This window comes from Microvirga sp. P4_A5, assembly GCF_056402495.1.
On record NZ_JBFUHH010000007.1, the window covers coordinates 31,126 to 57,853 of the forward strand.

The window sequence follows — 26,728 nt, forward strand, 5'->3', positions numbered from 1 at the left end:
CACAATCGTCCATCGATCGGAGTTCCCATGTCGACCGTTCTTGTCCTCAACAGCAGCCTGTCCGGCGAGGCGTCCGTCTCGAAGCAGCTTGTGAACGAAGCCCTCTCGAACCTGCGCAGTCAGGACCCGTCCGTGACGGTCATTTCGCGCGACCTCGGTGAGAACCCGGTCCCTCACATCACGGGCAGCGCGCTCCAGGGCCTGGCAAACGACCAACCTGACGCCGAGCAACGGCGGACCCGCGCTCTGGCCGACGAACTCATCGCCGAGATTCAGGCCGCCGATACCGTTCTGATCGGAGCGCCGATGTACAACTTCGGCATCCCCTCGACCTTGAAGACCTGGTTCGATTACGTGCTGCGCGCCGGCACGACCTTTCGCTACACGGAAGCAGGGCCCGAGGGGTTGCTCAAGGGCAAGCGGGCCATCGTGGTGGAAAGCCGCGGCGGGTTCTACAGCGACGGTCCGGCGAAAGTCTTCGACGGTCAGGAGCCGCACCTGCGCGCTTTGCTGGGGTTCATCGGCATCACCAACGTCGATTTCGTCCGCGCCGAACGCCTCGCCATGGGGCCTGATTATCGTGAGAAAGCGATCGAGGGCGCCACATCGGAGTTGCGCCGGCTCGCCGACGCCGACGTCAGGCAGGCGGCCTGATACAGCCATCTTCAGTTTGGGCGCCGGCCCGATGGGCGCCCAACCTCAAATCTTCCAAACGTTAGATAGTTTTCGCAACGCTTCGTTGGCGGCTGGCTCCTGAGAGCCGCCGACGGCGCAGGTTTAAGAGGCGACTTGATCAGCCGTCAGCCTCAGTTTCCGGGTGTGGCACTTTGATGAAGCGGGCGCGGCGATCGGAGAATCACGCGCAACGTCGACGGCTGGCAACCGAAGCCAGCCTTCGTATTGTTCCACCTAAGTCCCTGAAAGGATTGGTGGGTGCACAAGGGCTCGAACCTTGGACCCGCTGATTAAGAGTCAGCTGCTCTACCAACTGAGCTATGCACCCTCGCCGAAGCGAATTCAGCAGGACGTGGCCCGCTGAAGAGGCCGTGCAAGTAACAAACCGTGCGGCGGCTGTCTACCCCATTCGCCGAGGATTCGTTGATTTCGCGAAGGGTTTTTCCGGGATCGCCTCCGTCTCCACCGATTGGATGTCCCCGCCGCTACGGGCGGGGACATCGGGTCGGATCATTCGGCCGCGTGCTGAGCGTGAAGCCGTTCGCCGTGGCTCATGAGCTTGTTCAGGGCGCCGAGATAAGCCTGGGCGGTGGCCACCAGCGTATCCGGGTCGGCGGCCCGTGAGGTGAAGCTGCGGTCATTCGCCGAGAGACGGACCGAGACCTCGGCCTGCGCGTCGGTCCCCTCGGTCACCGCATGGACCTGGTAGAGTTCGAGCTTCGCCTCATGCGGCACCAGCGCCTTGATGGCATTGAAGGTGGCGTCGACCGGCCCGTTGCCCTCCTGCTCCTCGGTGACGATCTTGTCGTCGATCTGGAGCTTCATGGTGGCGCGCTGCGGGCCGCGCGTTCCCGCGACGATGGACAGCGATACCAGCTTGATGCGGTCATGCGCGGTGGCGATGTTCTGATCGACGAGCGCCTCGATGTCCTCGTCGTAGACATGCTTCTTGCGGTCCGCCAATTCCTTGAAGCGCACGAAGGCATCTTCGAGCTGGTTGTCGGACAGGTCGTAGCCCATTTCGCCGAGGCGCGTGCGGAACGCGTTGCGGCCCGAATGCTTGCCCATCACCAGCGAGGTCTTCGACACGCCGACGCTTTCCGGCGTCATGATCTCATAGGTCTGCGCGTTCTTGATCATGCCGTCCTGATGGATGCCGCTCTCATGCGCGAACGCATTCCGGCCGACGATGGCCTTGTTGTATTGCACCGGAAACGAGGTCGCCGCAGCCGCGAGCTTTGACGCGCGGGTCAGCATCGCGGCGTTGATGCCGGTATCGTATGGCAGCACGTCGCTCCGGGTGCGGATCGCCATCACGATCTCTTCGAGCGCCGCGTTGCCGGCCCGCTCGCCGATGCCGTTGATCGTGCATTCCACCTGCCGCGCGCCGCCATCGATGGCAGCCAGCGAATTGGCGACCGCGAGACCGAGGTCGTCATGCGTATGCGCGGAGAAGATCGCCTTGTCGGAATTCGGGACGCGTTCGCGAATGGCGCGGAACATATGGCGATATTCGTCCGGCGTGGAATAGCCCACCGTATCGGGGAGATTGATGGTGGTCGCACCGGTCTTGATCGCCGCTTCGACGCAGCGGCACAGATAATCGATGGACGTGCGGGTCGCGTCCATGGCCGACCATTCCACGTCTTCCACGAGGTTGCGGGCCTGCGAAACCGTCGCGGTGATGATCTCGATGACCTCGTCCTCCGTCTTGCGCATCTGGTGCGCCAGATGGATCGGGGAGGTCGACACGAAGGTATGGATGCGCGGACGCACGGCATGGCGAACGGCCTCGCCGGCACGGGCGATGTCGCCCGAGATGGCGCGGGCCAGACCGGCGACCGTCGCGTTCTTCACCCGGCTGGCAATCAGGCTCACGGCCTCGAAATCGCCGATCGACGCGATGGGGAACCCGGCCTCGATGATGTCCACGCCCATGATGTCCAGCAGTTCGGCGATCTCGAGTTTCTCCTCGAGAGTCATGGTCGCACCGGGGCATTGCTCGCCGTCGCGCAGGGTGGTGTCGAAAATCAAGACGCGGTCGCGGGGCGAACCGGAAACGGGGGATGCGGTCATCGGGTCTAGTCCTTCTCGGAGCGAGCGATCACAAGGCGCTCAAGGTTGGTTCCTTCTTTCGAACCCCTGAGTGCCCAGGCGCCAGCGCCCAGTCGACCCTCAGGGGCGACTAAGGAGAAGGAGGCCGAGGAGGCGCGCAGAAGCTGCCGCGGAAGCGGGGCAGTTCTTCAAGGCGCTGTGGGAGACGATGAACATCGCGACCCAAACCTCCAAACGTCACGGGAAGACCGCGACAGACCGCACGTTTCTAAACATGCTTCGGCGCTGTGGCAAGGCGCGCGGGCGAACAATCTTGCCCAAACGGCCCTCTTGCCCGCAACAAGCGCGGCGTTTATCCGGATGGGAACGACACAAAGCGTCGAACCACGTCATGGAGGCCGCTCGTGAGGCTTGCTATCCTTCCCGCGCTCATTGGGGCTCTCGGACTTGCCGCCTGTAACCAGACGACAGCCCCTGCCCCCGCCGCCGGCTCGACCAACGTAACACCGACGGGGTTCGCACTCCCGGGTGGAGGCGGGTGTCGGGGCGAGGTCGATCGTTATCGGGCCATCATGACGAACGATCTGGCGATGGGTCACGTCAGCCCCTCGGTCCACGGACGGGTCGAGAAGGAGATCGAGCGGGCTGAGGCCGCGTGCGCCGCCGGACGCGACGCCGAGGCCATGCGCATGATCGACGCCACGAAGAGCCGATACGGCTATCGCTGAGCGAAGGCCCACGCGAAGAATGATTGCAGGAAAAGCGGCATCGTATCGGGGTCGATATCGTCCATCCCCCGCACGATTTTCACGTCCTTCAGCTCGGGCAGATTCTGCCCGGCGATCAGCGCCCGGATCTTGTTCGCGCCTTCATCGGCGGGAACCTTGAGCGTCACCAGACGCATCATCGCCACCGTGGGCCAGCGGTCCACCACGATCCACCCGTCCGAGACCGTATAGTCGCTCTCGTGGAGCCCGGTCTCCTCGACCAGCTCCCGCGTCAGGCTGCTCGCCAGATCGACCGTCCCATCGGGCCGCATGTCGGCACGGTCAGGTGTCCCGGCGGCGAAATAGACCCTGTCGGCATTGACCGTGTGGTCCGCCATGACGCCGCAGATGAACGCGCCGTCCGATCCGCGCAGCGCCCCCATGGCAAAGCCGTTCGCGACGCTGGTGTCGGGGTAATCCATATCGATCCAGCCAACCAGATTGGCATAATCGGTCTCGAAATAGGTGCTGCGGCAGAGTTCGGGCGAGACGAGAATGTCGCCGAGCAGTAGGACGCGTCCGTTGAACATGCGCGGCTTGGCTGCGACGCGCCGCTGCCAGTTGGCGGCGATTGCCTCGCGATTGTCCTCCGCCCAGGACCATCGCATTGTGTCGAACCGGGCCTCGACGTGCGATACGCGGATGATGATCGCGTCCGATGTCATCGAAGCAATTCGCCTCGGCTGATGAGGACTGCGTTGCCGCCGATCTCCGCCGAGACAAGCGCGCCGTTCTTGATCACCATCTGAAGGTTGATGATGCTCGGCCGTCCCATCTCGACGCCCTGTTCGATGACGATGTCGTGCTCGCCGTCGCCCAGGGGCTCGCATTGCATCAGCGCACCGGCGAAAGAAGCAGCGGCGGAACCGGTCGCCGGATCTTCCGCGACGCCCATGCCGAGCCCGAACATGCGGGCGCGGAAGGCGAGGCCCCCTTCACGATCAAGCCGCGTATACACATAGGCGGCGGGGTGGCTGCTGTCGCCGAACGCCTTCTCCAATGCTTCGACGTTTGGCTTCGCACGTGCCAGAGCGTCGAGCGACGCGACCGGGACCAGATCGTAAGGAACGCCTGCGGAATGTCGGCTCGGCACGTGACGGTCGAACCCGATCTCGGTCGGATCGAGTCCGAGCGCCCAGGCGGATTCGGTGCTCTCCCGGCCGGGGGCCCAGGTTTCCGGCAGTTTCGGAAGGCGGAAACGCGCGCTGCCGCTCGTCTCATTGAGGACTTCGACCGCGCATGGCACGATCCCGACCTTTTCCTTGAGACCGAACGCCACCGCCCCGGGCTTCCCGCCGAGATCGAGAAGCGCGAGCAACACCGCCGTTCCCACGGTGGGATGCCCGGCAAAGGGCAGTTCGCGCTTGGGGGTGAAAATCCGGATGTCGGCGCGTTGCCGCGCATCGTCAGGCGGCAGGACGAAAACCGTTTCGGACAGGTTGAACTCACCCGCGATGGCCTGCATTTGCGCGGTGTCGAGATCCTGAGCATCGAGGACGACGGCGAGCGGATTGCCGGTCAGCGGATCGGCGGTGAAGACATCGAGTGTCACGAAGCGGCGGGCCATGGCGTCAAATCTCCTCGGCGGGAAAACGGCGGGTGGGCGACACGAATTCGTCCTGCGCTGCAACGGTCAGAATCTCGCGCGAGCCGGCCTCGGCGGTGCGTTTGAGCAATCCGAAGATCGAAGCAGAGGATTCGACGAGCGCGGTTTCGGCCGATCTCGAACGAGCATAATGCACAAAGAACAAAGCCGCGATCGCATCCCCGGCGCCGTTTACATTGAGCGAAAGCTTCGGCGTCCGCACGCGCCAGAAACGACCGCCCTCCCCGGCGATCAGGTCGAGTGCGTCGGGAGGCATGTCGCGGGTTTCGATCGACGTGACGAGCACGACCTTGGGGCCCAACCGATGCACCGCCGCGATCGCGTCTTTGACGCCCGCGAGCGAATCCGTCCCGATGCCGGAGAGATATTCGAGCTCGAACTGGTTGGGCGTGATGATGTCGGCCGCCGGAACGGCATGATCCCGCATGAACTCGGGCACGCCCGGACGAACGAAGACGCCGCGACCGACGTCGCCGATCACCGGGTCGCAGCAATAGAGGGCCGCGGGGTTGAGGGCTCGCACCCGCGACAAAGTGGACAGAATGGCATTGCCGATATCAGCCGAGCCCATATAGCCGGACAGGACGCCATCGCAGGCCTGAAGCACGCCCCGATCGGCGATCCCTTCGACCAGTTCCTCGATGGCGGGGCCGTCCACTACCCGGCCTTTCCAGGAGCCATAGCCGGTGTGGTTCGAGAACTGCACCGTGTGGATCGGCCAGACCTCGACGCCGAGCCGCTGCATTGGAAAGACCGCGGAGGAATTGCCCACATGGCCATAGGCCACATGCGATTGTATCGACAGAACGTTCATCTTGGTCGTGCCCAAAAAGCCGACATGGGGTTAGCGCATTGCCACGCCCGCAGCAAATTGCACTCTTTGATCCCAGCCATCACAGATGCATAAGGATCGCGGCCGTTCGGACGGTTGCCTTGAGCTTTCGACGATCCCGGAGAACCCATGAACCTAGAGACCCTCACGCACATTGTCGTCGATTTCGTGCGGGCCAATCGTGAGTTCGCCCCGATCGTGCTGGCGCTGCTGACCTTTGGGGAATCGCTGGCCTTCGTGTCGCTGATCGTCCCGGCGGCAACCATCCTGATCGCGGTCGGCTTTGCCCTCGCTGCAGCCGACATCCCGTTCTGGCAGGCGTGGCTGGGGGCCGTGAGCGGAGGTGTCCTGGGCGGGTGGATCTCCTTTGCCATCGGGCGCCATTACAAGACGAGCGCCTACGGGATGTGGCCGTTATCCCGCGACCCGAGGCTGATCGAGCGTGGCGAGCGTTTCTTCCTGCGGTTCGGTCCCTGGGCCGTTTTCTTCGGCAGGTTCTTCGGTCCGACGCGGGCCGTTCTGCCGTTGATCGCCGGCATCTTCCTGATGCCGGGTGTGCTTTTCCAATCGGCCAATATGGCGTCTGCCTTCGTGTGGGCCTTCATCGTGCTGGCGCCGGGAGCAGGTCTCGCCCAATACCTGCTTTGACCGGGCGCACACGGCGGAAAACCCCGCAATACCGGCAATTTTCCACCATTTCCCCTCTGTTGGTAGAGGTGGCGAGGTGTGGTTGCGGTGCTAGCGTTCCGGCATCGCCAACCCGGAGGCCGCTTCATGACCCAGACCCGTCAGGAAACTTACGACTGGTACGACGAGGCCGATGCGCTGGAGGCGCCGCGTGGGGGCGACGGAGCGCTGCCGGGGTTTCCGATCGCGTGGCAGCATTTTGGCTGGTGGCTTGCCGGCATTGCGTTTTCGGCTATCTGGATCCTCGAAACGTGGACGGCGACTTCCCCGGCACAGAACGCCGTGGGCTCGCTCGCGGAGAGCCTCTGGACCCTCCTTCTGTCGCTCGCCATCTGCCTCGGCATCTATCGCTTCAGCAAGGCTCAATCCCGGCCGCTTGCCCATGTGCTGTGCATCGTGAGCGCCGTGGTGCTTTTGTTGAATCACGCCCTGGCGTGATCCCGATCCGTCCTACGGCCGGTCGGAAATAATCTCGCGGATGCGGTTTGCCAGTGCATCCACTGGGAAGGGCTTCGTGATCATGGCCATGCCGGGGTCGAGAAATCCGCTGGCCGTCGCGGCATTCTCCGCGTAGCCGGTCATGAAGAGCACCTTGAGGCCGGGACGCGTGGTCCGCGCAGCGTCCGCAAGCTGCCGTCCATTCAGGCCAGGAAGCCCCACATCGGTAATCAGCAGATCGATGTCGATGCTCGATTGCAGCAACCGCAGGCCCGAAGGGCCATCATTGGCCAGCAGGACCTGGTAGCCGAGCTCGCGCAGGATGTCGGCCACGAGTTCGCGGACGGTCGGCTCGTCCTCCACCACCAGCACGGTCTCGCCGGACCCGCGCTGGACAGCCGGACGCTCTCCCTTGGGCTCGGCTAGAGCGGCCTCGCCGAGGTGCTTGGGCAAGAACACCTTCACAGTCGTGCCATGGCCGACTTCGCTGTAGATGCGCACAATTCCTTCCGACTGCCTTGCAAACCCGTAGACCATCGAAAGGCCGAGGCCGGTTCCCTCCCCCAGCGGCTTGGTAGTGAAGAACGGGTCGAACGCCTTTTCGGCGACCTCCCGAGACATGCCCACACCGGTGTCCGACACGCACACGCACACATATTCGCCCGGCGCACCCTCGGCCAGCCGCGACGTGTCATGCCGGTCGATGTTGACGTTCGCGGTTTCGAGCACGAGCGTGCCGCCGTTCGGCATCGCGTCGCGCCCGTTGATCGCCAGGTTGAGGATGGCGTTCTCCAGTTGGTGAGGATCGCACAAAGTGGGCCACAGGTCGGCGGTCGGCACGATCTTGATGTCGATCGCTTCACCCGATGTGCGCCGCAGCAGATCCTCCATCGACGCGATCAGATCGTCGGCATCCACCGCCTTGGGGTCGAGGGGCTGGCGGCGGGAGAAGGCCAGCAAGCGGTGGGTCAGCGCGGCCGCGCGGTTCGCCGCGTCGGATGCTGCTGTTGCGTAACGTTGCAGCTCGCCGGTCCGGCCCTGGCGGATGCGGTTCTGCATCATCTCGATCGAGCCGAGGATGCCCGTCAGCAGGTTGTTGAAATCATGTGCGATGCCACCGGTCAGCTGACCAACGGCCTCCATCTTCTGCGATTGCCGGAGCGCCTCTTCGGTCTGTCGAAGGACTTCCGCCTGCTCTTTCTCGGCCGTCACGTCACGGGCCACCGCATAGACCAGATCCTCGTCCGGCACCGCCGTCCAGTGAAGCCATCGGTATGTTCCATTGCGATGCCGGAATCGGCATTCGAAGCTCGTTGTCGCCAATCCCCCGCTGAGCCTCGCGAATTCGGCGATCGTTGCCGGAACATCATCCGGATGGACCATCGCCATGAAGGGACGCGCGGTCGCCTCCTCGAAGGTCCAGCCCAAGGTCCGCTCGAAGGCCGGGTTCACGCTTTGGTAGACCCCGTCCAGATTGCTGACGACGATCAGCTCGCGGCTGACGCGCCAGACGCGATCGCGCTCCTGGGTGCGCCGCGCCACCTGCTCCTCGAGGGTCGCGTTGAGGCGCGCCAGCTCGTGGACGGCGGCCTTCTGATCCTCGATGTCGGTATTGGTGCCGATCCAGCGCGCGACGCGACTGAGTTCGTCCCTGATCGGCAGCGCCCGGGCGAGATGCCAGCGAAAGGCGCCGTCGGCCCGACGAAGGCGAAATTCCGTCTGGTAGACGGCCCCCGTCCGCACCGCTTCCAGCCACAGGGCGCCCGCATTAGGCGCATCCTCTGGATGCAGGATCTCGCTCCAGCGGATCCCATCGAGATCGCCCGGACGGGCGCCCGAATACTCATAAACTTTCTCGTTGAACCAATCGAGCTGGCCCTCGCTGTTAGCCGTCCACACGTGGTTCGGCATCGCCTGCGAGAACGTCCTGAATTTCGCCTCGCTTTCGCGCAGTGCCTCCTCGACGAGCTTTCTGTCGGTGATGTCGTAGACCACCCCGACCCCGCGGGCGAGGCGGCCTTCGGCATCGCGCAACATTTCGCCGCGCCGCGCGATCCACCGCACCTCGCCGTTATCAGGCCGGGTGATCCGGTATTCGGTGTAGTCGAGGGCATTCTCAAGGGACTCGGCGCGAAGCGACCCCACGTTGGGGCGATCGTCCGGATCGACCAGATCTCCCAACGCCGTCAGGGGAAGCACCGCGTCGGCAAGACCCCATAGCCGCCGGAACTCTTCGGACATGCTGACCATGCCGGTCACCGGATCCCATTCAAAGGTGCCAACCCCGCCCGCTTGCTGGGCGATGCGGAGCCGCTCTTCGCTGGAGGCAAGCGCCGCATCGCTCATCCGCTGGGCCGTCCGGTCGCGCAGGACCTTGACGAAGCCCGTCAGAACCCCGCCGGCGTCCCGAACGGTCGTCATCTGGCCGCTGGCCCAGAACCTCGATCCGTCCTTGCGGACCCGCCACCCTTCATCACCCGCGGAGCCCGTATCCCGCGCCTGCCGGCTTTCCCTTTCCACGCGACCGGCGCGGACGTCGTCGGGTATGAAGCACCGGTGAATGGTCTGGCCCACCATCTCGGTCTCGTCCCAACCGAGAATTCGTCGGGCGCCGGCGTTCCAGTGCGTCACGCGTCCCTCCCGATCGAGCGCGATGATCGCAAAGTCGGTGGCGCCGTCGAGGATCTGACGAAGCTCGGTTTCCTTCTCGTGCACCCGCGCTTCGGCCCGGAGCCTGTCGGTCGTTTCCGTGCAGGCGCAGAACGTGCCTTCCACCTGGCCCTGCTCATTGCGGACCGGTGTGTAAGAGAATGCGAAGCTCGTCTCTTCCGGATACCCGTTCCTGTGCATCACGAAGCGGATATCGTCCATATTCGTCCCCACCCCCGCATAAGCCCGATCCATGATCGGCCCGATGTCGGGCAGGATGTCGAACCACACTTCAGCGAAAGGGCTGCCGAGGGCGCCGGGGTGACGATTCCCCAGAATAGAAGCGTAGCCGTCATTGTAGATCATGATGCGCTCGGGCCCCCACGCCACGAACATGGGCTGGCGTGAGCCGAGCATCACGCCGACCAGGGTGCGCAGCGCCGACGGCCACCGCGAGCGTGGGCCGAGCGGGTTATTGTGCCAGTCATACGCGTCGACACGCGTCTGCATGTCACTCATCATGGACGGGCTATCAACCAACTCCGACATCAAGCCCCTGCTCTGCGCTCGAGGTCCGTGAACGGCCAGGGCGCGCAGATTTTTTATAAGGGGCTTCCGCGCGGTGACAATCCTCGGATAGTGCCGGATCGGAATGCCGCATCCCCTGTGACGGAAAGGCAACGGCCAGGCTTAGACGCCGAAAAGGGCGGCCGGAGCCACCCTTTTCCCGTCAGCCATCCATGAAGGGCGGCGAAAACCGTTCGATTGCCTAGTTCCGGCTCTTGTCGACGAGGGCCTTTTCCTTGATCCACGGCATCATGTCGCGCAGACGGCCGCCGACATCCTCGATCGGGTGCGCGGCGTTGCGGGCGCGGGTTGCCTTGAAGGAGGTCTGGTGGACCTTGTTCTCGAGCATCCAGTCGCGGGTGAACTTGCCGGACTGGATGTCGGTGAGGACCCGCTTCATTTCGGCCTTCGTGTCGGACGTGATGATGCGCGGGCCGGTGACGTATTCGCCGTATTCGGCCGTGTTCGAGATCGAATAGTTCATGTTGGCGATGCCTCCCTCATAGATGAGGTCGACGATCAGCTTGACCTCGTGAAGGCACTCGAAATAGGCCATTTCCGGGGCGTAGCCCGCCTCGACAAGGGTCTCGAAGCCGGCGCGGATGAGCTCGACCAGACCGCCGCAGAGGACGACCTGTTCGCCGAAGAGATCGGTCTCGCACTCTTCCTTGAAGGTGGTTTCGATGATGCCGGCCCGACCGCCGCCATTGGCGGACGCGTAGGAGAGGCCGAGGTCATGCGCGTTGCCGGTCGCGTCCTGATGGATGGCGATGAGGGTCGGAACGCCGCCGCCGCGCTGGTATTCCGAGCGCACGGTGTGGCCGGGGCCCTTGGGAGCCACCATCAGCACGTCGAGATCCTTGCGGGGGTCGATGAGGTTGAAGTGCACGTTGAGGCCGTGCGCGAACAGCAAAGCTGCGCCCTGCTTCATGTTGGGGGCGAGATCGGCCTCGTAGATGTCGGCCTGGAGCTCGTCGGGCGTCAGCATCATCACGACGTCGGCCCATTTGGCGGCGTCGGCCACTTCCATGACCTTGATGCCGGCCGTCTCGGCTTTCGCGACGGACGGGGAACCCTTGCGAAGGGCAACGACGATGTCCTTCACGCCGGAATCGCGCAGGTTCAGCGCATGGGCGTGGCCCTGGCTGCCGTAGCCGACGATGGCAACCTTCTTGCCCTTGATCAGATTGATATCGGCATCCCGATCGTAATAGACGCGCATGGTTCTTCAGTCCTCTCCAAGGGGGATCCGCCCCCGATCTTCGTTGTTCGTTGCGCCCCCACATGGGCAATGCGCAACATTCCAGTTTTCCAGCGCCGTTTTAGCGAACAAAGCTGCGCTGGCAAGCGATCGTTTGTCCAAAAATGACTGCGGCTCGTTGGTGCCGCACCGAGGGACGTCGCCACCGACATCCGAAAGATTTCAGCGCCACGATGACATTTTGCCGCCGGCGCGCCAGATATGCATTCTCTCCGACACGCGCGCGAGCCAAGGAACGTCGATGAAACCTCTTGCTACCTCCGATGAAATCCTGACCTTCTGGCGCGAGGCCGGGCCCTCGAAATGGTTCTCGAAAGACGATGCCTTCGACAAGGCCTGCCGGGACCGCTTTCTCCCGACCTATGAGGCCGCCGCCAGGGGCGATCTCAACGAGTGGGAATTGACGCCTGAGGGCGCGCTCGCGGTGATCCTGCTTCTCGACCAGTTCCCCCGGAATATGTTCCGGGGCGACCGTGCGACCTACAAGACCGATCCGGTGGCGCTCCTTGCCGCGGATCGCGCCATCGAGCGCGGTTACGACCAGCAGGTCGAACCTCAGCTTCGCGCTTTCTTCTATCTTCCTTTCATGCATTCCGAAAACTTGGCGGACCAGCAGCGATCGGTGGCCCTCAACGAGACGCTCGGTGCTCCCGAATCCGTCAAATTTGCCCACCACCACCACGATATCATCGCCAGCTTCGGCCGTTTCCCCCATCGCAACGCTCTACTCGGCCGTGAATCCACTCCTGAGGAAATCGCCTTTCTGCAGGAGAGCGATTTTCGCGGTTAGCCTCACATTCCTTCCGCGCCGCGCGCCATCGCGGCGACGCCGGTGCGGGAGACTTCCGCGAGGCCGACGACCGTCATCAGCTTGATGAAGCGCTCGATCTCTTCGGTTGTGCCGGTGAGTTCGTACACGAAGGAGTTCAGCGTCGCATCCATCGTGCGCGCCCCGAAGGCCGCCGCGAGACGCATGGCCTCGACCCGGTGATCGCCCTTGCCGACGACCTTGACGAGGCAGAGCTCGCGCTCCACTGCATCCCCGGTGAGCGTGAGATCGACCACTCGGTGAACCGGCACGAGCTTTTCGAGATGGTTCTTGATCTGCTCGATGATGCTGTCGGTGCCCGCCGTCACGATCGTGACGCGGGAGATATGCGCCTCGTGCTCGGTTTYGGTGACCGTCAGGCTCTCGATATTGTAGCCGCGTCCGGAAAAGAGGCCCGCGATGCGCGCGAGGACGCCAGGCTCGTTGTCGACCACGACCGCGAGAGTGTGGCGGTTGATTGTTTCCACGCGGGTGGCGGCTGGGTAATGTGTGCTCATCTGACTCATGGCTCTTGGAGTTTTCCGGGCGCGATGGCCTCAAGCGGCGTTGCGGTAAGTCTCAATCGGCTCTTCGTCGATTTCGTCGTGGTCTACGATCCAAGTCTCGCGCAAGGCTGCGTCTCGCCATTCTCCGAATGACGGCAGCGACAGCACCGCATCGACGTAGGAGCGAGTATTCGCGTCGAGCATGATCGAGTAGGTGTCGAGACGCGTCACGAGCGGTGCGAACATCGCATCGGCCGCGGAGAATGCGCCGAACAGGAAAGGTCCGCCCTCTCCGAAGCGTTCACGCGCCTGCCGCACGATCTCGCTGAACCGCGCGACATCCGCGGCAACGCCCGCCCCGCGATCCCGCGTCGCGTATTTCCGGCCGAGATTCATCGGACAGGCCGAGCGAAGCTGAGCGAATCCGGAATGCATTTCGGCCGCCACGGAGCGGGCCATCGCGCGGGCCTTTCGATCCCGCGGCCATACCGGCGCGTCGAACGCATCCGCCACGTATTCCATGATGGCGAGACTTTCCCAGACGGTGACATCGCCATCGATGAGGATCGGCACCTTGCCAGCGGGCGAATGCTGCAGATTGCGCGCTTTCGTGTCCGGGAGATCGAGCGGAATCAGGACCTCGTCGAACGCAACGCCGAGCTGCCTCATCAGCAGCCATGGACGAAGCGACCAGGACGAATAGACCTTGTTGGCAATCACGAGCGTGGGCATCGCATTACACCAGCATCTTGCCCTTCTCGTCGATGACGGAACCGAGATCGGTGCCCGCCTCTCCGAGATAATCGTTGAGCAGCATTTCGTTATGGGCTTTCCCCGACGGAATCATCGGGAAGCAATTCTCGGTCTTATCGACCACGCAATCGAAGATCACCGGACGATCGACGTTGATCATTTCGAGAATGGCGGCGTCGAGGTCAGCGGGCTTATCGCAGCGAATGCCGACGCCGCCATAGGCTTCCGCGAGCTTCACGAAATCGGGCAGCGACTGCGAGTAGCTTTCGGAATATCGGCCGCCATGCAGCAATTCCTGCCACTGGCGCACCATGCCCATATACTCGTTGTTGAGAATGAAGATCTTGACCGGCAGGCGATATTGAACGGCCGTAGACATCTCCTGCATGTTCATCAGGATCGAGGCTTCGCCCGCGATATCGACGACCAAGGCCTTCGGATGCGCGAGCTGCGTGCCGATCGCCGCGGGCAAGCCGTAGCCCATCGTGCCAAGACCGCCCGACGTCATCCAGCGATTGGGTTCCTCGAAGCGGAAATATTGCGCGGCCCACATCTGATGCTGGCCGACCTCCGTCGTCACGAAAGTCTCGCGCCCCTTCGTCAGTTCGTAAAGCCGCTGGATCGCATATTGCGGCTTGATGGTTTCCTCCGAGGGCCTGTAGGCGAGGCAATTGCGCGACCGCCAGCCTTCGATCTTGTTCCACCATTCCTTCAGGGCGATCTTGTCGACCTGCGGCGCCGTCTGCCGCCACAACCGCACCATGTCTTCCAGCACGTGCGCGCAATCCCCGATGATCGGGATATCGACCTTCACGTTCTTGTTGATCGACGAGGGATCGATGTCGACGTGAATGCGCTTGGAATAGGGCGAGAACGCATCGAGCCTGCCGGTGATGCGGTCATCGAAGCGCGCACCGATATTGATCATCACGTCGCATTCATGCATCGCGAGATTCGACTCGTAGGTCCCGTGCATGCCCAGCATGCCGAGAAATTGCGGGTCCGCCGCCGGATAGGCGCCAAGCCCCATCAGGGTCGAGGTCACGGGAAAACCCGTGAGGCGAGCAAGCTCGCGCAACAGCGCGGATGCATGGGGACCTGAATTGATCACGCCGCCGCCGGTGTAGAAGACCGGCCGCTTGGCGTTCGCCATCAGCTCGATCGCGGCCTTGATCTTCTCCATGTCGCCCTTGACGGTCGGGCGATAGGTCTTGTGCTGGTTGTTCGTCGGTCGCGTATAAAGGCCCAGCTTGAACTGGATGTCCTTCGGCAGGTCGACCACCACGGGACCGGGGCGTCCGTTCGACGCCACATAGAACGCCTCGTGCAGGATGCGCGGCAGATCCTCGATCGATTTGACGAGATAGTTGTGCTTCGTGCAGTGGCGCGTGATGCCGACCGTGTCGCATTCCTGGAACGCGTCAGAGCCGATCAGATGCGTCGGCACCTGCCCGGTGATGCACACGATCGGGATCGAATCCATCATCGCGTCGGTGAGGCCGGTCACCGCGTTCGTCGCACCGGGACCGGAGGTCACCAGCACGACGCCTACCTTGCCGGAGGACCGCGCATAGCCTTCCGCCGCATGGACGGCGCCTTGCTCGTGGCGCACCAGAATGTGCTTCACCTGGTCCTGGTGGAAGATCGCATCGTAGATCGGGAGCACCGCGCCGCCCGGATATCCGAAAATATGCTCGACGCCCTGGTCCTGCAGGGTGCGGATCACCATTTCGGCTCCCGTCATGGTCTCGCTCATGTCACTCGCTCCGTCGGTCTCTGGTCTTTGTTGGTCTGGATCGATTAGGCAATAAAAAAGGCCCCTCGTGGGGGGCCTGTGCGCCATCGCCGGATCTGCAGGCTAACCCTGCTCCGTCGATGGCGTTCGTACTACGAGAATAACCTTGCGCACGGGTGCGTCTCTCATTTTCAAAAGTTGCGCAGACGCTAGCCGAAGCTCTTGATCCGGTCAAGCGATCTCGCATTTGGCGATTAACAGCCCAGCTTTTATGATAAGCGGCTCCTTTTCAGCAGGTTCTCATGCCCGATACGTCCGCTCCCCCCTCGTCGCCCGCACGCGGACCCCACGTGACCGCGCGCGCCCTTTTGCTGGGCGACCGCATCGATGTGGCGGGCCTCGAGCGGAGCGATCTTCTGTCGACCGCGCCCCTCGCCTTCAAGGCCGGCCAGGATGGATTCGTCGCGCTGTTCCGCTTCGGCGTCGCCGTACTGGTGGGCCTCACGCCGCTCGAGGAAGACGAAGTCATCCGTGGCCTGCGCCAGCGCGTCGTCGGCGAATTTGCGCGCCACGAGGAAGAGACCGCGATTCTCGAATTGCTGCCCGAGAAGGACGACCAGATTCCGCCCGGCGGCCCGATCTTCATCAAGGACCTGTCCCCCGCCCGCCTCGTCGTCATCGCCGATGCCCTGTCGAAGAGCGTCGTGCTGGCCCGCGACGAGAAACAGGCGGCCGCCGTCTTCGAGCAGGTCGAACCCTTTGCGCGCTATCTGGCCGAAAAAGGCCGGCGGCCGGCGGGGCGACGCGAAATCCTCAAGCATATCGGCAATGCGCTGTTGGTCCGGCAGCGGGTCTCCGGCAGCGTGGCGGTCGAGGAAAAGCCTGACGTCCTGTGGGATCGCCCCGACCTCGAGCGCCTTTATGCCCGTCTCGAGGACGAATACGAACTAAAGGAGAGGGCCGCGTCCCTGCACCGCAAGCTCGACGTCATCGGCGATACGGCCCAGGCCCTGACCGACCTGATCGACACGGAGCGGGGCCTGCGGCTGGAGCTGATCATCGTGCTGCTGATCGTCTTCGAGATCTTCATCACTTTCTATCAGATGTGGACCGGTCAGGGCGGTCACTGAACATCCGAAGGGCAGCATCATAGCCCTCCTCAGGCGCAACCCACGTCCAATCCGCGAGCTGGTGCCTGAACCAGGTGAATTGCCGTTTCGCGTACCGCCGCGTATCCCCCTGCCCCCGTGTGATCGCCTCTTCGAGATCGATCTCGCCCCTCAGATGGGCCATGAGACCCGGCACGCCATGCGCCCGCATGGCCGGCAGCATGGGGTCGAGGTTCCGCACCGCCAGCGCCCGGACTTCGTCGAGCGCGCCGGTCTCCATCATGGTGACGAAACGCCGGTCGATGCGCTGTCTCAGCTCGTCGCGCTTCGGCGAGAGGAACAGCTTGACCACGCGCCGGTCGGCCAGCGGACCCGGCCGGCGGGCGCCGTGGAACGACGCCAGGGGGCGCCCGGTCGCGGCGACGATTTCCAGCGCGCGCTGGACCCGCAGGCGATCGGACGGCCGCAAGCGGGAAGCGGTTTCGGGGTCGCGCTCGCTGAGAAGCCTGTGCAAGGCGGGGGTTGCGAGGCCTTCGCTCTCGCGCCGAACCTGCTCGCGGACTTCATCCGGCACCGCAGGCATGTCAGACAAGCCCTCGGTCAGCGCCTTGAAATACAGGCCGGTCCCGCCGACGAAAATCGGCAAGCGCTCCGCACCGCATTCCGCAAGCGCCGACAYGGCATCGACCATGTAGCGACCGACCGAGAAGTTGACGCCCGCATCCACGTGGCCGAACAGCCGGTGCGGCGCTTCCGCCTCTTCCTCAACGGTGGGCCGCGCGGTAATCACCCGGAGATCGCCGTAAACCTGCATCGAATCCGCATTGATCACGACGCCGCCGAGAGTCTTTGCCAGCTTGATCGCCAATGCGGACTTGCCTGACGCGGTCGGCCCTGCAATGAGAATCGCGCCGATTCCGACGTCACTCACAAACGGTCCCCACGATGGCATCTCCCCAGGATTTCATGGTCGCGACGCTCGTCGCCAACCCCTCGCGACGGGCCGTTACCGATGCGTTGGTGGCAAGGGTCGCAAGGGCGCTCGGAGATGAAACGCAACATGCCGTCCTGGCAAGCGGAATCGCCGCCGACCTGTTCCCCCATGCGGAAATCCACCCGGCCATCGTCGAGGCCCGTCTGAGAGCCGAGATCGGCGATGAGCCGATCGACATCGTGATCCAGCCGGTCGCCCAGCGGCGAAAGAAGCTTTTCCTCGCGGACATGGATTCCACGATGATCGGGCAGGAATGCATCGACGAGCTCGCCGATTTCGTCGGCCTGAAGGCCGAGGTCTCGGCCATTACCGAGCGTGCCATGAACGGCGAGATCGCCTTCGAGCCGGCTTTGCGGGAGCGCGTCGCCCTGCTGCGGAACCTGCCGGTCGGCGTCGTCGACGAAATCATGGAAAGCCGCATCACCCCCACGCCCGGCGGCCGGGCGCTGGTCCAGACCATGCGGGCCAACGGGGGTTACACCTGTCTGGTGTCGGGCGGCTTCACACTGTTTACCGGCCCGGTGGCGTCCAGGATCGGCTTTCACGAACATCGGTCGAACACCTTGATCGTGGAGGGCGAACGCTTCTCCGGACTGGTACAGGAGCCGATCCTCGGCCGCGAAGCCAAGCTCGCCACCTTGATCGAACTGCGCGATCGACTTGGCCTCGCGCCCCACGAGACCCTGGCCGTGGGCGATGGCGCCAACGACCTTGCGATGCTGGGCGAGGCCGGTCTCGGCGTGGCGTTCCGGGCCAAGCCGGCTGTTGCCGCAGCGGCACATGCGAGGATCGACCATGGCGACCTGACGGCGCTGCTTTATGCGCAGGGCTATGCCGAAGGATCGATTGCCTCTTAACATTCTATCCTGGTGTGAGGTTATTTATCTTATACAACTAGGAATTGATTGCTGCGATTAATGTGACGATATAACGCTGTTACGTCATTTTGTCGCAGGAACCGGCCATGCCTACACCCACGCCGCCGAACACCGCACCCCATCTCGGTATCCAGGGTACGGACATGCACGTCCTCGAGACTACCAGCAACGGAACCTACCTCGGCACGCTCCTCGGAACCGATAACGAGGGCGACGCGGTGTCCTTCTCGCTCCTCCACGATGCAGGCGGCCGTTTCGCCATCGTCAATGGCCGGCTGGTCGTGGCGGATAGTTCTCTTCTCGACTATGAGACCGCTTCCAAGCACGACATCGTCATTCGCACCATGGACAGCCGAGGCGCCTATCGCGATTCTCTCGTCAGGGTCTATGTGAGCGATGTGGAAGCCGACAGTCACGGCGCTCCGCCTCCTCCCGCGGTCAATCAAGCCCCGGTGGTGCTCGGCCTCAAGGGCGATCACGTTACGCAGCACTGCAATCCCGGCAATATTATCGGATACGTCGAGGCGGTGGATCCGGATGGCTACACGTTGACATACTCGCTGGTCGACAGCGCCGGGGGCCGCTTTGCCCTCACGCGCGGGAACCAGATCGTAGTCGCCAACGGCGCGGCCATCGACTACGCGACCGCGCAATCGCACACCATCAAAGTGAGGGTTCAAGACATTCACGGCGGCTCCCACGAGGAAGAGCTGACGGTCCATGTCTACAATCCGAACAGCGGCGACCCGGTGCCCGTTCCTCCCTCGACTCCGGCGGGCGCGGTTGTCGGTACCGAGGGTAACGACACCCTGAACGGCAACACCAGCGACCAGACCTTTTATGGACTCGGCGGTGACGACGACATCCATGGCAATGCCGGAAACGACTGGATCGATGGCGGCGCCGGCAACGACGACATGTGGGGCGGCGAAGGCAACGACACCTATGTGTTGGAAACCGGGAACCGGAACCTTCGATTATATTTTCGACGGAAGCGGCAGCGATAAAGTCCGCATCGACGCGCTGGCCTCCGACCTGACCTTCATTCGGGACGCGACCATGGGAGGACTTACCATCACCTCCGGCGGGTCGACGCTCAATATCGGCGGATATTTCAACGGACTGCCCTTGGGCGGGCCGATCGAAGAATTGATCTTCTCGGACGGTACGGTTTGGACGCTTCAGCAAGTTCTGCAGGCTGTGGCCCCCTCGCCTCCGCCTCCGCCACCCAACCACGCTCCTACCGACATTGTCCTGTTCGGCGACGCCATTCATGAAAATGCGCCCAACACCTCGGCGTTCGGCCACTTCCTCGCCCGGGACCCCGACGGCAATTTCCTGACCTACTCCCTCGTCGACGACGCCGGGGGACGCTTCAGCCTGCACGAGAACATGCTGATCGTGAACGACGGATCGAAGCTCGATTACGAGACCAATTCGACACACAATATTACGGTTCGGGTCACGGATTCTCTTGGTCTATCGACCGACAAGACTTTCACGATCCGCGTGCTCGATGTTCCTGAAATACCATCGCCGGACAACCACGCTCCCATCGAGCTGCACATTTACGGCGATGTCGTGCACGAGAACGCCCAGGAGGGCATGGCCGTCGGCCACGTCAATGCACGCGACATCGATGGCGATCTGCTTGACTACACGCTGCTGAATGACGCCGGCGGCCGCTTCCGGCTTCAGGGCAACATGCTGGTTGTGAAGGACGGATCGAAACTCGATTTCGAAACCAACACCTCGCACGAGATCAAGGTCCGCGTCACGGATTCGCGCGGCCTCTCGACGGAGAAGACCTTCGTCATCAGCGTGCTGGACGTGCCGGACGAAGTGTCGATCGGCGTCAATCTCAGCCTCGTCGGCGACACGGTGCTCGAAAACTCGGGCGAATACACGGTCGTTGGACATCTGGAGCCCGTCGAGGTTCCTGCTGAGCTGATGTCGTACGAACTCGTCGACAACGCGGGCGGGCGCTTCAAGATTGTCGGCAACAAGATCGTCGTGCAGAAGGACGCCGATCTCGATTATGAGTCAGTCCAATCCCATGCCGTTACGGTTCGGATGACGGGCCCGCAAGTGAACTTCACCAAGACGTTCACGATCCACATCGGCGATGTCGACGACGATCAGCAGCCTCCACCCCCGCCTCCGACTGAGAACCACGCGCCCATCGACATCCTCCTGTCGGATCAGACGATTTCGGAGAACAGCGAGAACGGGACAGTCGTCAGCGTGCTCTTCGCCAAGGACCCGGACGCCGGCGAGACCTTCACGTACACTTTGCGGGATAACGCGGATGGACGTTTCGCGATCGTTGGCGATGAGCTCGTCGTCGCGGACGGCGCCCGACTCGATTACGAATCGGCGTCGTCGCATACGGTGACCATACGGGTGACCGACTCCCACGGAGCCTCTTTCGACAAGGTATTCACCATCTTGCTGGAAGATGAAACCGATGAGACCGGCGGAGACGCCAACGACACCATCATGGGTGGCGACGGCGATGAAGTGCTGTCCGGCAATAACGGTCACGACTCCATCACGGGCGGCGCGGGCGACGATTCCCTGTCGGGCGGGGGCGGCGATGACCGGCTCTTCGGCGGACGCGGCGAGGATGTGCTGTCCGGCGATCTGGGCGCGGACACCCTGACCGGCGGTGCTGGCAAGGACACGTTCGTCTTTGCAACGAAACTCGGCAAAGGCAATGTCGACCGCATCACGGATTTCTCCGTCAAGGACGATACGATCGAATTGTCCAAGTCGATCTTCAAGGCGATCGGCAAGAAGGGCGTCCTCGCAAAAGACGCCTTTGCCCTCGGCGCGAAGGCCCAGGACGCGGAGGATCGGATTCTCTACAACGCCAAGAACGGCAAGGTCTTCTATGACGCAGACGGCTCCGGCGACAAAGCCGCGGTACACTTTGCGACGCTGAAAAAAGGCTTGAGCAGCCTTTCCAACCTGGACTTCTTCATCGTCTAAGGACCATTCTCGATATGTAACGATCAGAGGGCCCCACCGGGCTCTCTTTTCATTTCCAGGCCGGTCTCAATATCCCTGTCTGCCGCTCGCGCCTGTCTTGCAGACCGCCTTATCGGGTTCCGGGATCGGCCGGCAAACCGCCCCTTCTGGTGACATCGGTCCGTATTGATCGTGGTGCCCCGTGAAGGTTTCGCTCCTCGGGGCGATAAGCCTTCGGCGCAGCGCTGAAAATCTCGCGAACCGGCAAGACCATCTTCGTTGTCGTGCTGCTCCGCGAACTGGCTGGGAAGCCGCCATCCTACGGAAAAATGGAAGCCCAACAAAAAAGGCGGCCCGAAGCCGCCTTTCTTAAAGTTCCGTGACGCGCCGGCTACTCGATCGACAACGCGACGAACCGCACTTCGCCTTGCGGGGTCGCAACCAGCAGCAGGGCGGATTTGCGGCCCTGGCTCTTGAGGTTGTCGATCCGCTTGGTGACGTCCGCCGGGCTCGCGACCGGCTCCTGGCTGATCTCGACGATCACTTCGCCGGCCTGGATCCGCTTGTCGGCCGCGGCCGAGTTGGGATCGACCCGGGTGATGACGACGCCCTTCAGATCGTCCTTCAGATTGAAGCGGCGGCGCAGCTCGTCGTTGATGCCTGCGAGATTGAGGCCCAGTGCCTGGCGGGTGACCGTCGGAGTGTCGGTGGAGGGCGCCTGCAAGGTTGCCTGCTTCTCGCCATCCTCCAGACGTCCGAGCGTCACCTGCTTCGTGAGTTGCTGGCTCTTTCGCACGATCACCACGTCCACGGCCTTGCCGACGGGACTCGAGGCGACGATGCGCGGGAGATCGCGCGATTCCTTGACCTCCTTGCCGTCGAACTTGACGATGACGTCGCCGACATCGAGCCCGGCCGGTTTGGCCGGGCCTTTGTCGTCCACGCCGGCGATGAGAGCGCCGCGCGCGGCGCCAAGGTTGAGCGCTTCGGCGGTGGCGTCGTCGACGTTCTGGATGCGGACGCCGAGCCAGCCGCGACGGGTTTCACCGAATTCGCGAAGCTGCTCGATGACCGGGACCGCAGTCGACGCCGGAACGGCGAAGCCGATGCCGACAGAGCCTCCCGTGGGCGAGAGGATCGCCGTGTTGATGCCAATGACCTCGCCGTCCATGTTGAACAAGGGGCCGCCCGAATTGCCCTTGTTGATGGCAGTGTCCGTCTGGATGTAATTGTCGTAGGGACCGGATTCGATGTTGCGGCCGCGAGCCGAAATGATCCCCGCGGTGACGGAGCCGCCGAGGCCGAACGGGTTGCCGATGGCCATCACCCAATCGCCGGGACGCAGTCGGTCGGACTCGCCGAATTTCACGGCTTTAAGCGGCTTGTCGCTTTTTACCTTCAGGACCGCGAGATCGACCTTGGAATCCTTGCCGATGATCTCCGCTTTCAGGCGGGTGCCATCGGGAAAGATCACGCTGATGTCGTTCGCGTCGCCGATCACGTGATTGTTGGTGACAACGATACCGGACGGGTCGATGACGAAACCCGATCCGAGCGAATTCGAGCGCCGCTGGCGCTGCGGAGCGTTTTCCCCGCCCCCGTTGCCGTTGCCTTGACCGCGCCGGTTGAAGAACTCCTCGAACAGGTCTTCGAAGGGTGTGCCGGGCGGGAGCTGCGGCAGGGTGCGGTTGCGGGCTTCGACCGTGGTCGAGGCCGAAATGTTGACCACCGCACCCGTTACCTCCTCGGCGAGATCCGCGAAGGATTCAGGGGCCGAGCGGGCCTGGGCCGCCATCGGCACCGAAGTGGTCAAAAGGGTCACGACCGCCAGGCAGGACGCCGCCAACCGGAACCTTGACGGCCGGGGCGCTGGTCGGGATGAGGCTGGCGCATTCATCGTGTGGTCCATCGACGATCCTCTCTGGAGAGCTCTAAATTTGGTTGATCCATATCGCCATTCAAGCGTCGATTGCGGCGGAAGCGGGGCTAAATTTCAGCTCAGATGACGGATGCCCCACACGATCGCGACACCGACGACGGCTGAAATAATGCCGACGACCCGCATTCGGTCGCTCGGGCTGTGGGCGGCCTCATACATCGCCCGCCGCATCCCGTCGGGGAATGCTGCAAACAATATGCCCTCGACCGCGAGAGCGAGGCCGAGGGCTGATATGAGGTCGAGCATATGCGCTTATTGCGCCGGTGCCGGCTGGGTCGGGCGGGCGGCGTCAGCCGCGCCGTTCCGACCGCCGGACGCATCGTTGAAGAACCGGAAGAAATTCGATGTCGGGCTCAGGACCAGACGGGTATCGGACGATTTCAATCCAACTTCATAGGCCTGCATCGAGCGATAAAAGGCGAAGAAGTCGGGGTCCTGTCCGAAGGCCTCCGCGAGGATGCGGTTCTTGTCGGCGTCGCCCTGGCCGCGCAATTCCTCAGACTGGCGGTTGGCTTCGGCGCGGATGACGACGGCGTCACGCTCGGCCTTGGCACGGATCGTCTGCGCCCGCTGTTGCCCGTTCGCCCTCAGATCGGCCGCCTCCCGCTCGCGCTCGGTGCGCATGCGCTGATAGACAGCCTGGCTGTTGGCCGCTGGAAGATCCACGCGGGTCAGCCGGACATCGACCATTTCGATTCCGAGGCTTGCGGCCTGCCGGTTCACGTCCACCTGGATCCGGTTCATCAATCCGCCGCGCTCTGTCCGCACGATGGCGTCGCGCGAGGCGCTCGCCAGGACGTTACGCATGGCGGAGTTGGTGAAGCTGGTCAGGCGCTGGTTCGCCAGCGGAATGCCACCGACCGCCTGATAGAATTTCAGCGGATCGACGATTCGGTAGCGCGTGAAAGCATCCACCTCGAGATTCTGGCGGTCGGCCGAAAGCAGGGTCTGGACGGGAAGGTCGAGGTCCAGAACGCGCTTGTCGAAATACGTCACGTTGTCGATGAGCGGCATCTTGAAATGCAGGCCCGGATCGTCCTTGATTTCGGCCTGCACCGCGCCGAAGCGCAGCACGAGCGCATTCTGGGTTTGCTGGACGAAGTAGACCGAGCTGTAGAGCACGATCACCACCACACCGATGAGGATCAGCAAACCGGTGCGAAGAGCGGAGTTGTTCATCGCGTTGCTCCCGGCTGCGCCGCAGTTCCGGCCTGGGGAGCCCGACGCATTTCGTTGAGGGGTAGGTAAGGCACGACGTTCTGGCTGCCCTGATCGATGATGATCTTGTCGACCCCACCGTAGACGCGCTCCATCGTCTCGAGGAAAATCCGCTCGCGGCTGACCGCCGGGGCTTTCCGGTATTCCTCGTAGACCTGCCGGAAGCGACCCGCCTGACCCGACGCATCGGCGACCGATTGCTCGCGATAGCCTTCGGCCTGCTGCACGGTCCGCGCGGCGTCGCCTCGGGCTTCCGGGATGATCCGGCTGGCGAAGGTCTCGGCCTCGTTCTGCACGCGCACGGCGTCCTGCTGCGCCGCGTTCACGTCGAAGAAGGCCTGCTTCACATCGGCGGGCGGCTGCACGGCCTGCATCTGCACCACGTTGATGAGAACGCCCGCGCCGTAGGCATCGAGGGTTTCCTGCATGATCTGGCGAACTTCCTGGGCGACGCTCGCCTGCTCAGTCGTGAGAACGGCCTGGATGTTGCGCCGTCCGATGACCTCGCGCATGGCGCTCTCCGCCACGGCCTTGATGGTGCCCTCCGGGTTTTGGAGATTGAACACGAAATCCTGGGCGCGGGCGGCGTTGACCTGCCACACGGCATCGAAATCGATATCGACGATGTTCTCGTCCCCCGTCAGCATCAGGCTTTCCTCGATCACGTCACGAGAGCGCTGCTGCGCATTGGCGGACGAACGATAGCCGACTTCGATGCGCTGCTGCTCCGTGACGTTGGGCTTGATCACCCGGCCGATCGGGTAAGGCAGGTTGTAGCGAAGGCCCTCCCCTGTCGTGCCCTTGTACTTGCCGAAAATCATGTTGATGCCGACCTCGCTCGGCCGAACGGTGTAGAAACCGGTCAGGAGCCAGATCACAATGGCGCCGAGGAGAAGCGCGATCAGACCTTTGCCGCCCATCGAGCCGCCCGGCATGATGGTTTTGAGGCGATCCTGGCTGCGGCGCAGGATGTCTTCGAGATCGGGGGGGGCACCGTTGCCCTGGGGGCCACCGGAACCCCATGGGCTCTTGCCGCCGCCCGATCCGCCACGTTGGCCCCATGGGCCTCCGCCGCCGCTTTGGTTACTCCAAGGCATAGGTCGCTTTTCCTCACTCTGAAAAGACCGGCCATCTGACAGCCGATAGGATTACGAGGCGGTTGTGGGTGGTCTGTCTCCCGCCTGTCAAGGCTGCGAGTTGGGGATTGAGGAAGCTTTCTTCAACCGTAGCCGGGGTCAGCTTCGCCTTTCGAGATCGATAAAGGTGAACGAATGTTCGTCATCGGGGCCCTTTGGAAGCTCTTGCCGACGAATCTCCCGGAATTCGGCCGGGCTGACGGCCGGAAAAATCGCGTCTCCGGACGGGCTGGCGTGGACCCGTGTCAGGAAAATCTTCTGAACGTGAGGCAGCGCAAGGGCGTAGATCTCGGCGCCCCCGACGACTGCCACCTCGGTGGTCCCCATGTCCCGCGCCAGACGCTCCCCCCGGGCCGCTGCATCCTCCCAGCTTCGCGCCACATGGACGCCCTCCGCCTCGAAAGCCCGATCCCGGGTCAACACGATGGTTTCCCGGCCCGGCAGGGGCTTGCCGATGGATTGGAAAGTCTTCCGGCCCATGATCATGGGCTTGCCCCAGGTGAGATCCCGGAAACGCCTGAGGTCCGTCTTGAGACGCCAGAGGAGACGATTGTCGCCGCCGATCACCCCGTTATCGGCGGCGGCCACGACAAGGATGAGGGATACGGTCATGGTTTCTTCTATTACGAGTGTTTCAGGTCTTCGCAAGCCTCCCCAAGGCCTCTCCCGTCACCCGTTGAACCGTCCATTCGTCCATCGGAACCGCCCCGAGAGATCGATAGAAGCGAAGCGCGGGCTCGTTCCAGTCCAACACCCACCATTCCAGGCGAGCCAGATCCTCTGCGACGCATCGGCGGGCGAGATTTCGCAGCAGGGCCTTGCCGACGCCCTGGGACCGGAATTCCGGCCGGACGAAGAGATCTTCCAGATAAAGCCCGTGGCGACCGCGAAAGGTCGAAAAGTTGTAGAACCACAGAGCGAAGCCGGCAGGCTCTCCGTTCCATTCGGCGATATTGGCGAATACCTTTGGCTGCCCGCCGAACAGCGCCGCTTCGATGTCGTGCCGGGTGGCGTCGACCTCGTGGGTCAGCTTCTCGAAGGCGGCCAGTTCCTGAACGAAGGCGAAGATCAGAGACGCATCGGCCGGTTCGGCTTTGCGGATAACGAGTGACATCAGGCGAATCTTTCCGCGACAACACGCCGCC

Annotated in this window: 25 protein-coding genes and 1 tRNA gene; 9 read left to right on the forward strand and 17 right to left on the reverse strand. The window is 63.2% G+C overall.

What is annotated here, in order from left to right:
• Window positions 1-27: 27 nt before the first annotated feature.
• The gene (locus AC1DVM_RS04040; RefSeq protein WP_477252232.1) at window positions 28-654 is read left to right on the forward strand and encodes an FMN-dependent NADH-azoreductase; all 627 of its coding nucleotides are present in this window, start codon (window positions 28-30) and stop codon (window positions 652-654) included.
• A 273-nt stretch (window positions 655-927) separates the two neighbouring features.
• On the opposite strand, the gene AC1DVM_RS04045 is transcribed toward AC1DVM_RS04040, so the two are convergent.
• Together AC1DVM_RS04045 and AC1DVM_RS04050 are read right to left on the reverse strand one after the other, a co-directional pair.
• Window positions 928-1,003, reverse strand: a tRNA-Lys gene (locus tag AC1DVM_RS04045).
• Window positions 1,004-1,185: 182 nt separating this feature from the next.
• The gene (locus tag AC1DVM_RS04050) at window positions 1,186-2,751 is read right to left on the reverse strand and encodes a 2-isopropylmalate synthase (protein WP_477252234.1); all 1,566 of its coding nucleotides are present in this window, start codon (window positions 2,749-2,751) and stop codon (window positions 1,186-1,188) included.
• Between the two features lie 383 nt (window positions 2,752-3,134).
• Between AC1DVM_RS04050 and AC1DVM_RS04055 the strand changes: the two genes are divergently transcribed.
• A complete protein-coding gene (locus AC1DVM_RS04055) occupies window positions 3,135-3,458 on the forward strand; it encodes a hypothetical protein (RefSeq protein WP_477252236.1) in 324 nt (107 codons plus the stop codon).
• Here AC1DVM_RS04055 and AC1DVM_RS04060 read toward each other — a convergent pair.
• From AC1DVM_RS04060 to pdxY, 3 genes are read right to left on the reverse strand one after another with little or no spacing between them, the layout of a single operon-like run.
• Window positions 3,449-4,162, reverse strand: coding sequence for an NUDIX hydrolase (locus AC1DVM_RS04060; protein ID WP_477252238.1), 714 nt, complete (start codon window positions 4,160-4,162; stop codon window positions 3,449-3,451). The genes AC1DVM_RS04055 and AC1DVM_RS04060 overlap by 10 nt on opposite strands.
• A complete protein-coding gene (locus AC1DVM_RS04065; protein ID WP_477252240.1) occupies window positions 4,159-5,064 on the reverse strand; it encodes a PhzF family phenazine biosynthesis protein in 906 nt (301 codons plus the stop codon). The genes AC1DVM_RS04060 and AC1DVM_RS04065 overlap by 4 nt, the downstream gene beginning before the upstream one ends.
• A gap of 4 nt (window positions 5,065-5,068) precedes the next feature.
• Window positions 5,069-5,917, reverse strand: a complete 849-nt coding sequence (pdxY, locus tag AC1DVM_RS04070) for a pyridoxal kinase PdxY (protein WP_477252241.1) — start codon at window positions 5,915-5,917, stop codon at window positions 5,069-5,071.
• Between the two features lie 147 nt (window positions 5,918-6,064).
• On the opposite strand from pdxY, the gene AC1DVM_RS04075 reads away from it, so the two are divergent.
• Window positions 6,065-6,583, forward strand: a complete 519-nt coding sequence (locus tag AC1DVM_RS04075) for a DedA family protein (protein ID WP_477252243.1) — start codon at window positions 6,065-6,067, stop codon at window positions 6,581-6,583.
• Window positions 6,584-6,709: 126 nt separating this feature from the next.
• Window positions 6,710-7,060: a hypothetical protein gene (locus AC1DVM_RS04080; protein WP_477252244.1), complete on the forward strand. Its 351-nt coding sequence runs from the start codon at window positions 6,710-6,712 to the stop codon at window positions 7,058-7,060.
• A gap of 12 nt (window positions 7,061-7,072) precedes the next feature.
• On the opposite strand, the gene AC1DVM_RS04085 is transcribed toward AC1DVM_RS04080, so the two are convergent.
• Window positions 7,073-10,219 (reverse strand): PAS domain S-box protein, encoded by a 3,147-nt coding sequence (locus AC1DVM_RS04085; RefSeq protein ID WP_477252246.1) that lies wholly within the window; start codon window positions 10,217-10,219, stop codon window positions 7,073-7,075.
• A gap of 259 nt (window positions 10,220-10,478) precedes the next feature.
• Window positions 10,479-11,498 (reverse strand): ketol-acid reductoisomerase, encoded by a 1,020-nt coding sequence (gene ilvC, locus AC1DVM_RS04090; protein WP_477252248.1) that lies wholly within the window; start codon window positions 11,496-11,498, stop codon window positions 10,479-10,481.
• A gap of 280 nt (window positions 11,499-11,778) precedes the next feature.
• Here ilvC and AC1DVM_RS04095 point away from each other — a divergent pair, with 280 nt between their 5' ends.
• Window positions 11,779-12,327 carry a DUF924 family protein gene (locus tag AC1DVM_RS04095; RefSeq protein ID WP_477252249.1) on the forward strand — a complete coding sequence of 183 codons (549 nt, stop codon included), beginning with the start codon at window positions 11,779-11,781 and terminating at the stop codon, window positions 12,325-12,327.
• A gap of 2 nt (window positions 12,328-12,329) precedes the next feature.
• Here the strand turns inward: AC1DVM_RS04095 and ilvN are convergent, their stop codons facing one another.
• Genes ilvN through AC1DVM_RS04110 form a run of 3 tightly spaced genes read right to left on the reverse strand, consistent with a single transcriptional unit; the run spans window position 12,330 to window position 15,360 of the window.
• Window positions 12,330-12,872 (reverse strand): acetolactate synthase small subunit, encoded by a 543-nt coding sequence (gene ilvN, locus AC1DVM_RS04100; protein WP_477252251.1) that lies wholly within the window; start codon window positions 12,870-12,872, stop codon window positions 12,330-12,332.
• A 30-nt stretch (window positions 12,873-12,902) separates the two neighbouring features.
• Window positions 12,903-13,583 (reverse strand): glutathione S-transferase family protein, encoded by a 681-nt coding sequence (locus AC1DVM_RS04105; protein ID WP_477252253.1) that lies wholly within the window; start codon window positions 13,581-13,583, stop codon window positions 12,903-12,905.
• A gap of 4 nt (window positions 13,584-13,587) precedes the next feature.
• Window positions 13,588-15,360, reverse strand: coding sequence for an acetolactate synthase 3 large subunit (locus AC1DVM_RS04110; protein ID WP_477252255.1), 1,773 nt, complete (start codon window positions 15,358-15,360; stop codon window positions 13,588-13,590).
• Between the two features lie 281 nt (window positions 15,361-15,641).
• Here AC1DVM_RS04110 and AC1DVM_RS04115 point away from each other — a divergent pair, with 281 nt between their 5' ends.
• Window positions 15,642-16,469, forward strand: coding sequence for an RMD1 family protein (locus tag AC1DVM_RS04115; protein WP_477252256.1), 828 nt, complete (start codon window positions 15,642-15,644; stop codon window positions 16,467-16,469).
• Here the strand turns inward: AC1DVM_RS04115 and miaA are convergent.
• Window positions 16,429-17,379 carry a tRNA (adenosine(37)-N6)-dimethylallyltransferase MiaA gene (gene miaA, locus AC1DVM_RS04120; protein ID WP_477252258.1) on the reverse strand — a complete coding sequence of 317 codons (951 nt, stop codon included), beginning with the start codon at window positions 17,377-17,379 and terminating at the stop codon, window positions 16,429-16,431. The genes AC1DVM_RS04115 and miaA overlap by 41 nt on opposite strands.
• Before the next feature lie 14 nt (window positions 17,380-17,393).
• On the opposite strand from miaA, the gene serB reads away from it, so the two are divergent.
• The 3 genes from serB to AC1DVM_RS04135 all read left to right on the forward strand — a co-directional run bounded on the left by serB (window position 17,394) and on the right by AC1DVM_RS04135 (window position 21,311).
• Window positions 17,394-18,299, forward strand: a complete 906-nt coding sequence (gene serB / locus AC1DVM_RS04125) for a phosphoserine phosphatase SerB (protein WP_477252260.1) — start codon at window positions 17,394-17,396, stop codon at window positions 18,297-18,299.
• A gap of 107 nt (window positions 18,300-18,406) precedes the next feature.
• Window positions 18,407-19,327 (forward strand): calcium-binding protein, encoded by a 921-nt coding sequence (locus AC1DVM_RS04130; RefSeq protein ID WP_477252261.1) that lies wholly within the window; start codon window positions 18,407-18,409, stop codon window positions 19,325-19,327.
• Window positions 19,266-21,311 (forward strand): cadherin domain-containing protein, encoded by a 2,046-nt coding sequence (locus tag AC1DVM_RS04135; protein WP_477252263.1) that lies wholly within the window; start codon window positions 19,266-19,268, stop codon window positions 21,309-21,311. Before AC1DVM_RS04130 ends, AC1DVM_RS04135 begins: the two co-directional genes overlap by 62 nt.
• A gap of 370 nt (window positions 21,312-21,681) precedes the next feature.
• Here the strand turns inward: AC1DVM_RS04135 and AC1DVM_RS04140 are convergent, their stop codons facing one another.
• From AC1DVM_RS04140 to AC1DVM_RS04165, 6 genes are all read right to left on the reverse strand, one after another.
• On the reverse strand, window positions 21,682-23,187 hold the full coding sequence (locus AC1DVM_RS04140; protein ID WP_477252316.1) for a DegQ family serine endoprotease: 1,506 nt from the start codon (window positions 23,185-23,187) through the stop codon (window positions 21,682-21,684).
• Between the two features lie 96 nt (window positions 23,188-23,283).
• On the reverse strand, window positions 23,284-23,475 hold the full coding sequence (locus AC1DVM_RS04145; protein WP_477252264.1) for a DUF2065 domain-containing protein: 192 nt from the start codon (window positions 23,473-23,475) through the stop codon (window positions 23,284-23,286).
• 6 nt (window positions 23,476-23,481) lie between these two features.
• On the reverse strand, window positions 23,482-24,408 hold the full coding sequence (gene hflC / locus AC1DVM_RS04150; protein ID WP_477252266.1) for a protease modulator HflC: 927 nt from the start codon (window positions 24,406-24,408) through the stop codon (window positions 23,482-23,484).
• Entirely contained in the window at window positions 24,405-25,544 is a 1,140-nt protein-coding gene (gene hflK, locus AC1DVM_RS04155) for an FtsH protease activity modulator HflK (RefSeq protein ID WP_477252268.1), read from the reverse strand. Before hflK ends, hflC begins: the two co-directional genes overlap by 4 nt.
• Window positions 25,545-25,682: 138 nt before the next feature.
• A complete protein-coding gene (locus tag AC1DVM_RS04160; RefSeq protein WP_477252269.1) occupies window positions 25,683-26,195 on the reverse strand; it encodes a dihydrofolate reductase in 513 nt (170 codons plus the stop codon).
• Between the two features lie 22 nt (window positions 26,196-26,217).
• Entirely contained in the window at window positions 26,218-26,697 is a 480-nt protein-coding gene (locus AC1DVM_RS04165; protein WP_477252271.1) for an N-acetyltransferase family protein, read from the reverse strand.
• Window positions 26,698-26,728 lie beyond the last annotated feature (31 nt).

Bases quoted from the DNA above. Each gene is read 5' to 3' on its own strand.
- AC1DVM_RS04040 (WP_477252232.1), top strand. From the start codon at position 28: ATGTCGACCGTTCTTGTCCTCAACAGCAGCCTGTCCGGCGAGGCGTCC.
- AC1DVM_RS04050 (WP_477252234.1), bottom strand. From the start codon at position 2,751: ATGACCGCATCCCCCGTTTCCGGTTCGCCCCGCGACCGCGTCTTGATT.
- AC1DVM_RS04060 (WP_477252238.1), bottom strand. From the start codon at position 4,162: ATGACATCGGACGCGATCATCATCCGCGTATCGCACGTCGAGGCCCGG.
- AC1DVM_RS04065 (WP_477252240.1), bottom strand. From the start codon at position 5,064: ATGGCCCGCCGCTTCGTGACACTCGATGTCTTCACCGCCGATCCGCTG.
- pdxY (WP_477252241.1), bottom strand. From the start codon at position 5,917: ATGAACGTTCTGTCGATACAATCGCATGTGGCCTATGGCCATGTGGGC.
- AC1DVM_RS04075 (WP_477252243.1), top strand. From the start codon at position 6,065: ATGAACCTAGAGACCCTCACGCACATTGTCGTCGATTTCGTGCGGGCC.
- AC1DVM_RS04080 (WP_477252244.1), top strand. From the start codon at position 6,710: ATGACCCAGACCCGTCAGGAAACTTACGACTGGTACGACGAGGCCGAT.
- AC1DVM_RS04085 (WP_477252246.1), bottom strand. From the start codon at position 10,219: ATGCAGACGCGTGTCGACGCGTATGACTGGCACAATAACCCGCTCGGC.
- ilvC (WP_477252248.1), bottom strand. From the start codon at position 11,498: ATGCGCGTCTATTACGATCGGGATGCCGATATCAATCTGATCAAGGGC.
- AC1DVM_RS04095 (WP_477252249.1), top strand. From the start codon at position 11,779: ATGAAACCTCTTGCTACCTCCGATGAAATCCTGACCTTCTGGCGCGAG.
- AC1DVM_RS04105 (WP_477252253.1), bottom strand. From the start codon at position 13,583: ATGCCCACGCTCGTGATTGCCAACAAGGTCTATTCGTCCTGGTCGCTT.
- AC1DVM_RS04110 (WP_477252255.1), bottom strand. From the start codon at position 15,360: ATGAGCGAGACCATGACGGGAGCCGAAATGGTGATCCGCACCCTGCAG.
- AC1DVM_RS04115 (WP_477252256.1), top strand. From the start codon at position 15,642: ATGCCCGATACGTCCGCTCCCCCCTCGTCGCCCGCACGCGGACCCCAC.
- serB (WP_477252260.1), top strand. From the start codon at position 17,394: ATGGCATCTCCCCAGGATTTCATGGTCGCGACGCTCGTCGCCAACCCC.
- AC1DVM_RS04130 (WP_477252261.1), top strand. From the start codon at position 18,407: ATGCCTACACCCACGCCGCCGAACACCGCACCCCATCTCGGTATCCAG.
- AC1DVM_RS04135 (WP_477252263.1), top strand. From the start codon at position 19,266: ATGTGTTGGAAACCGGGAACCGGAACCTTCGATTATATTTTCGACGGA.
- AC1DVM_RS04140 (WP_477252316.1), bottom strand. From the start codon at position 23,187: ATGAATGCGCCAGCCTCATCCCGACCAGCGCCCCGGCCGTCAAGGTTC.
- AC1DVM_RS04145 (WP_477252264.1), bottom strand. From the start codon at position 23,475: ATGCTCGACCTCATATCAGCCCTCGGCCTCGCTCTCGCGGTCGAGGGC.
- hflC (WP_477252266.1), bottom strand. From the start codon at position 24,408: ATGAACAACTCCGCTCTTCGCACCGGTTTGCTGATCCTCATCGGTGTG.
- hflK (WP_477252268.1), bottom strand. From the start codon at position 25,544: ATGCCTTGGAGTAACCAAAGCGGCGGCGGAGGCCCATGGGGCCAACGT.
- AC1DVM_RS04160 (WP_477252269.1), bottom strand. From the start codon at position 26,195: ATGACCGTATCCCTCATCCTTGTCGTGGCCGCCGCCGATAACGGGGTG.
- AC1DVM_RS04165 (WP_477252271.1), bottom strand. From the start codon at position 26,697: ATGTCACTCGTTATCCGCAAAGCCGAACCGGCCGATGCGTCTCTGATC.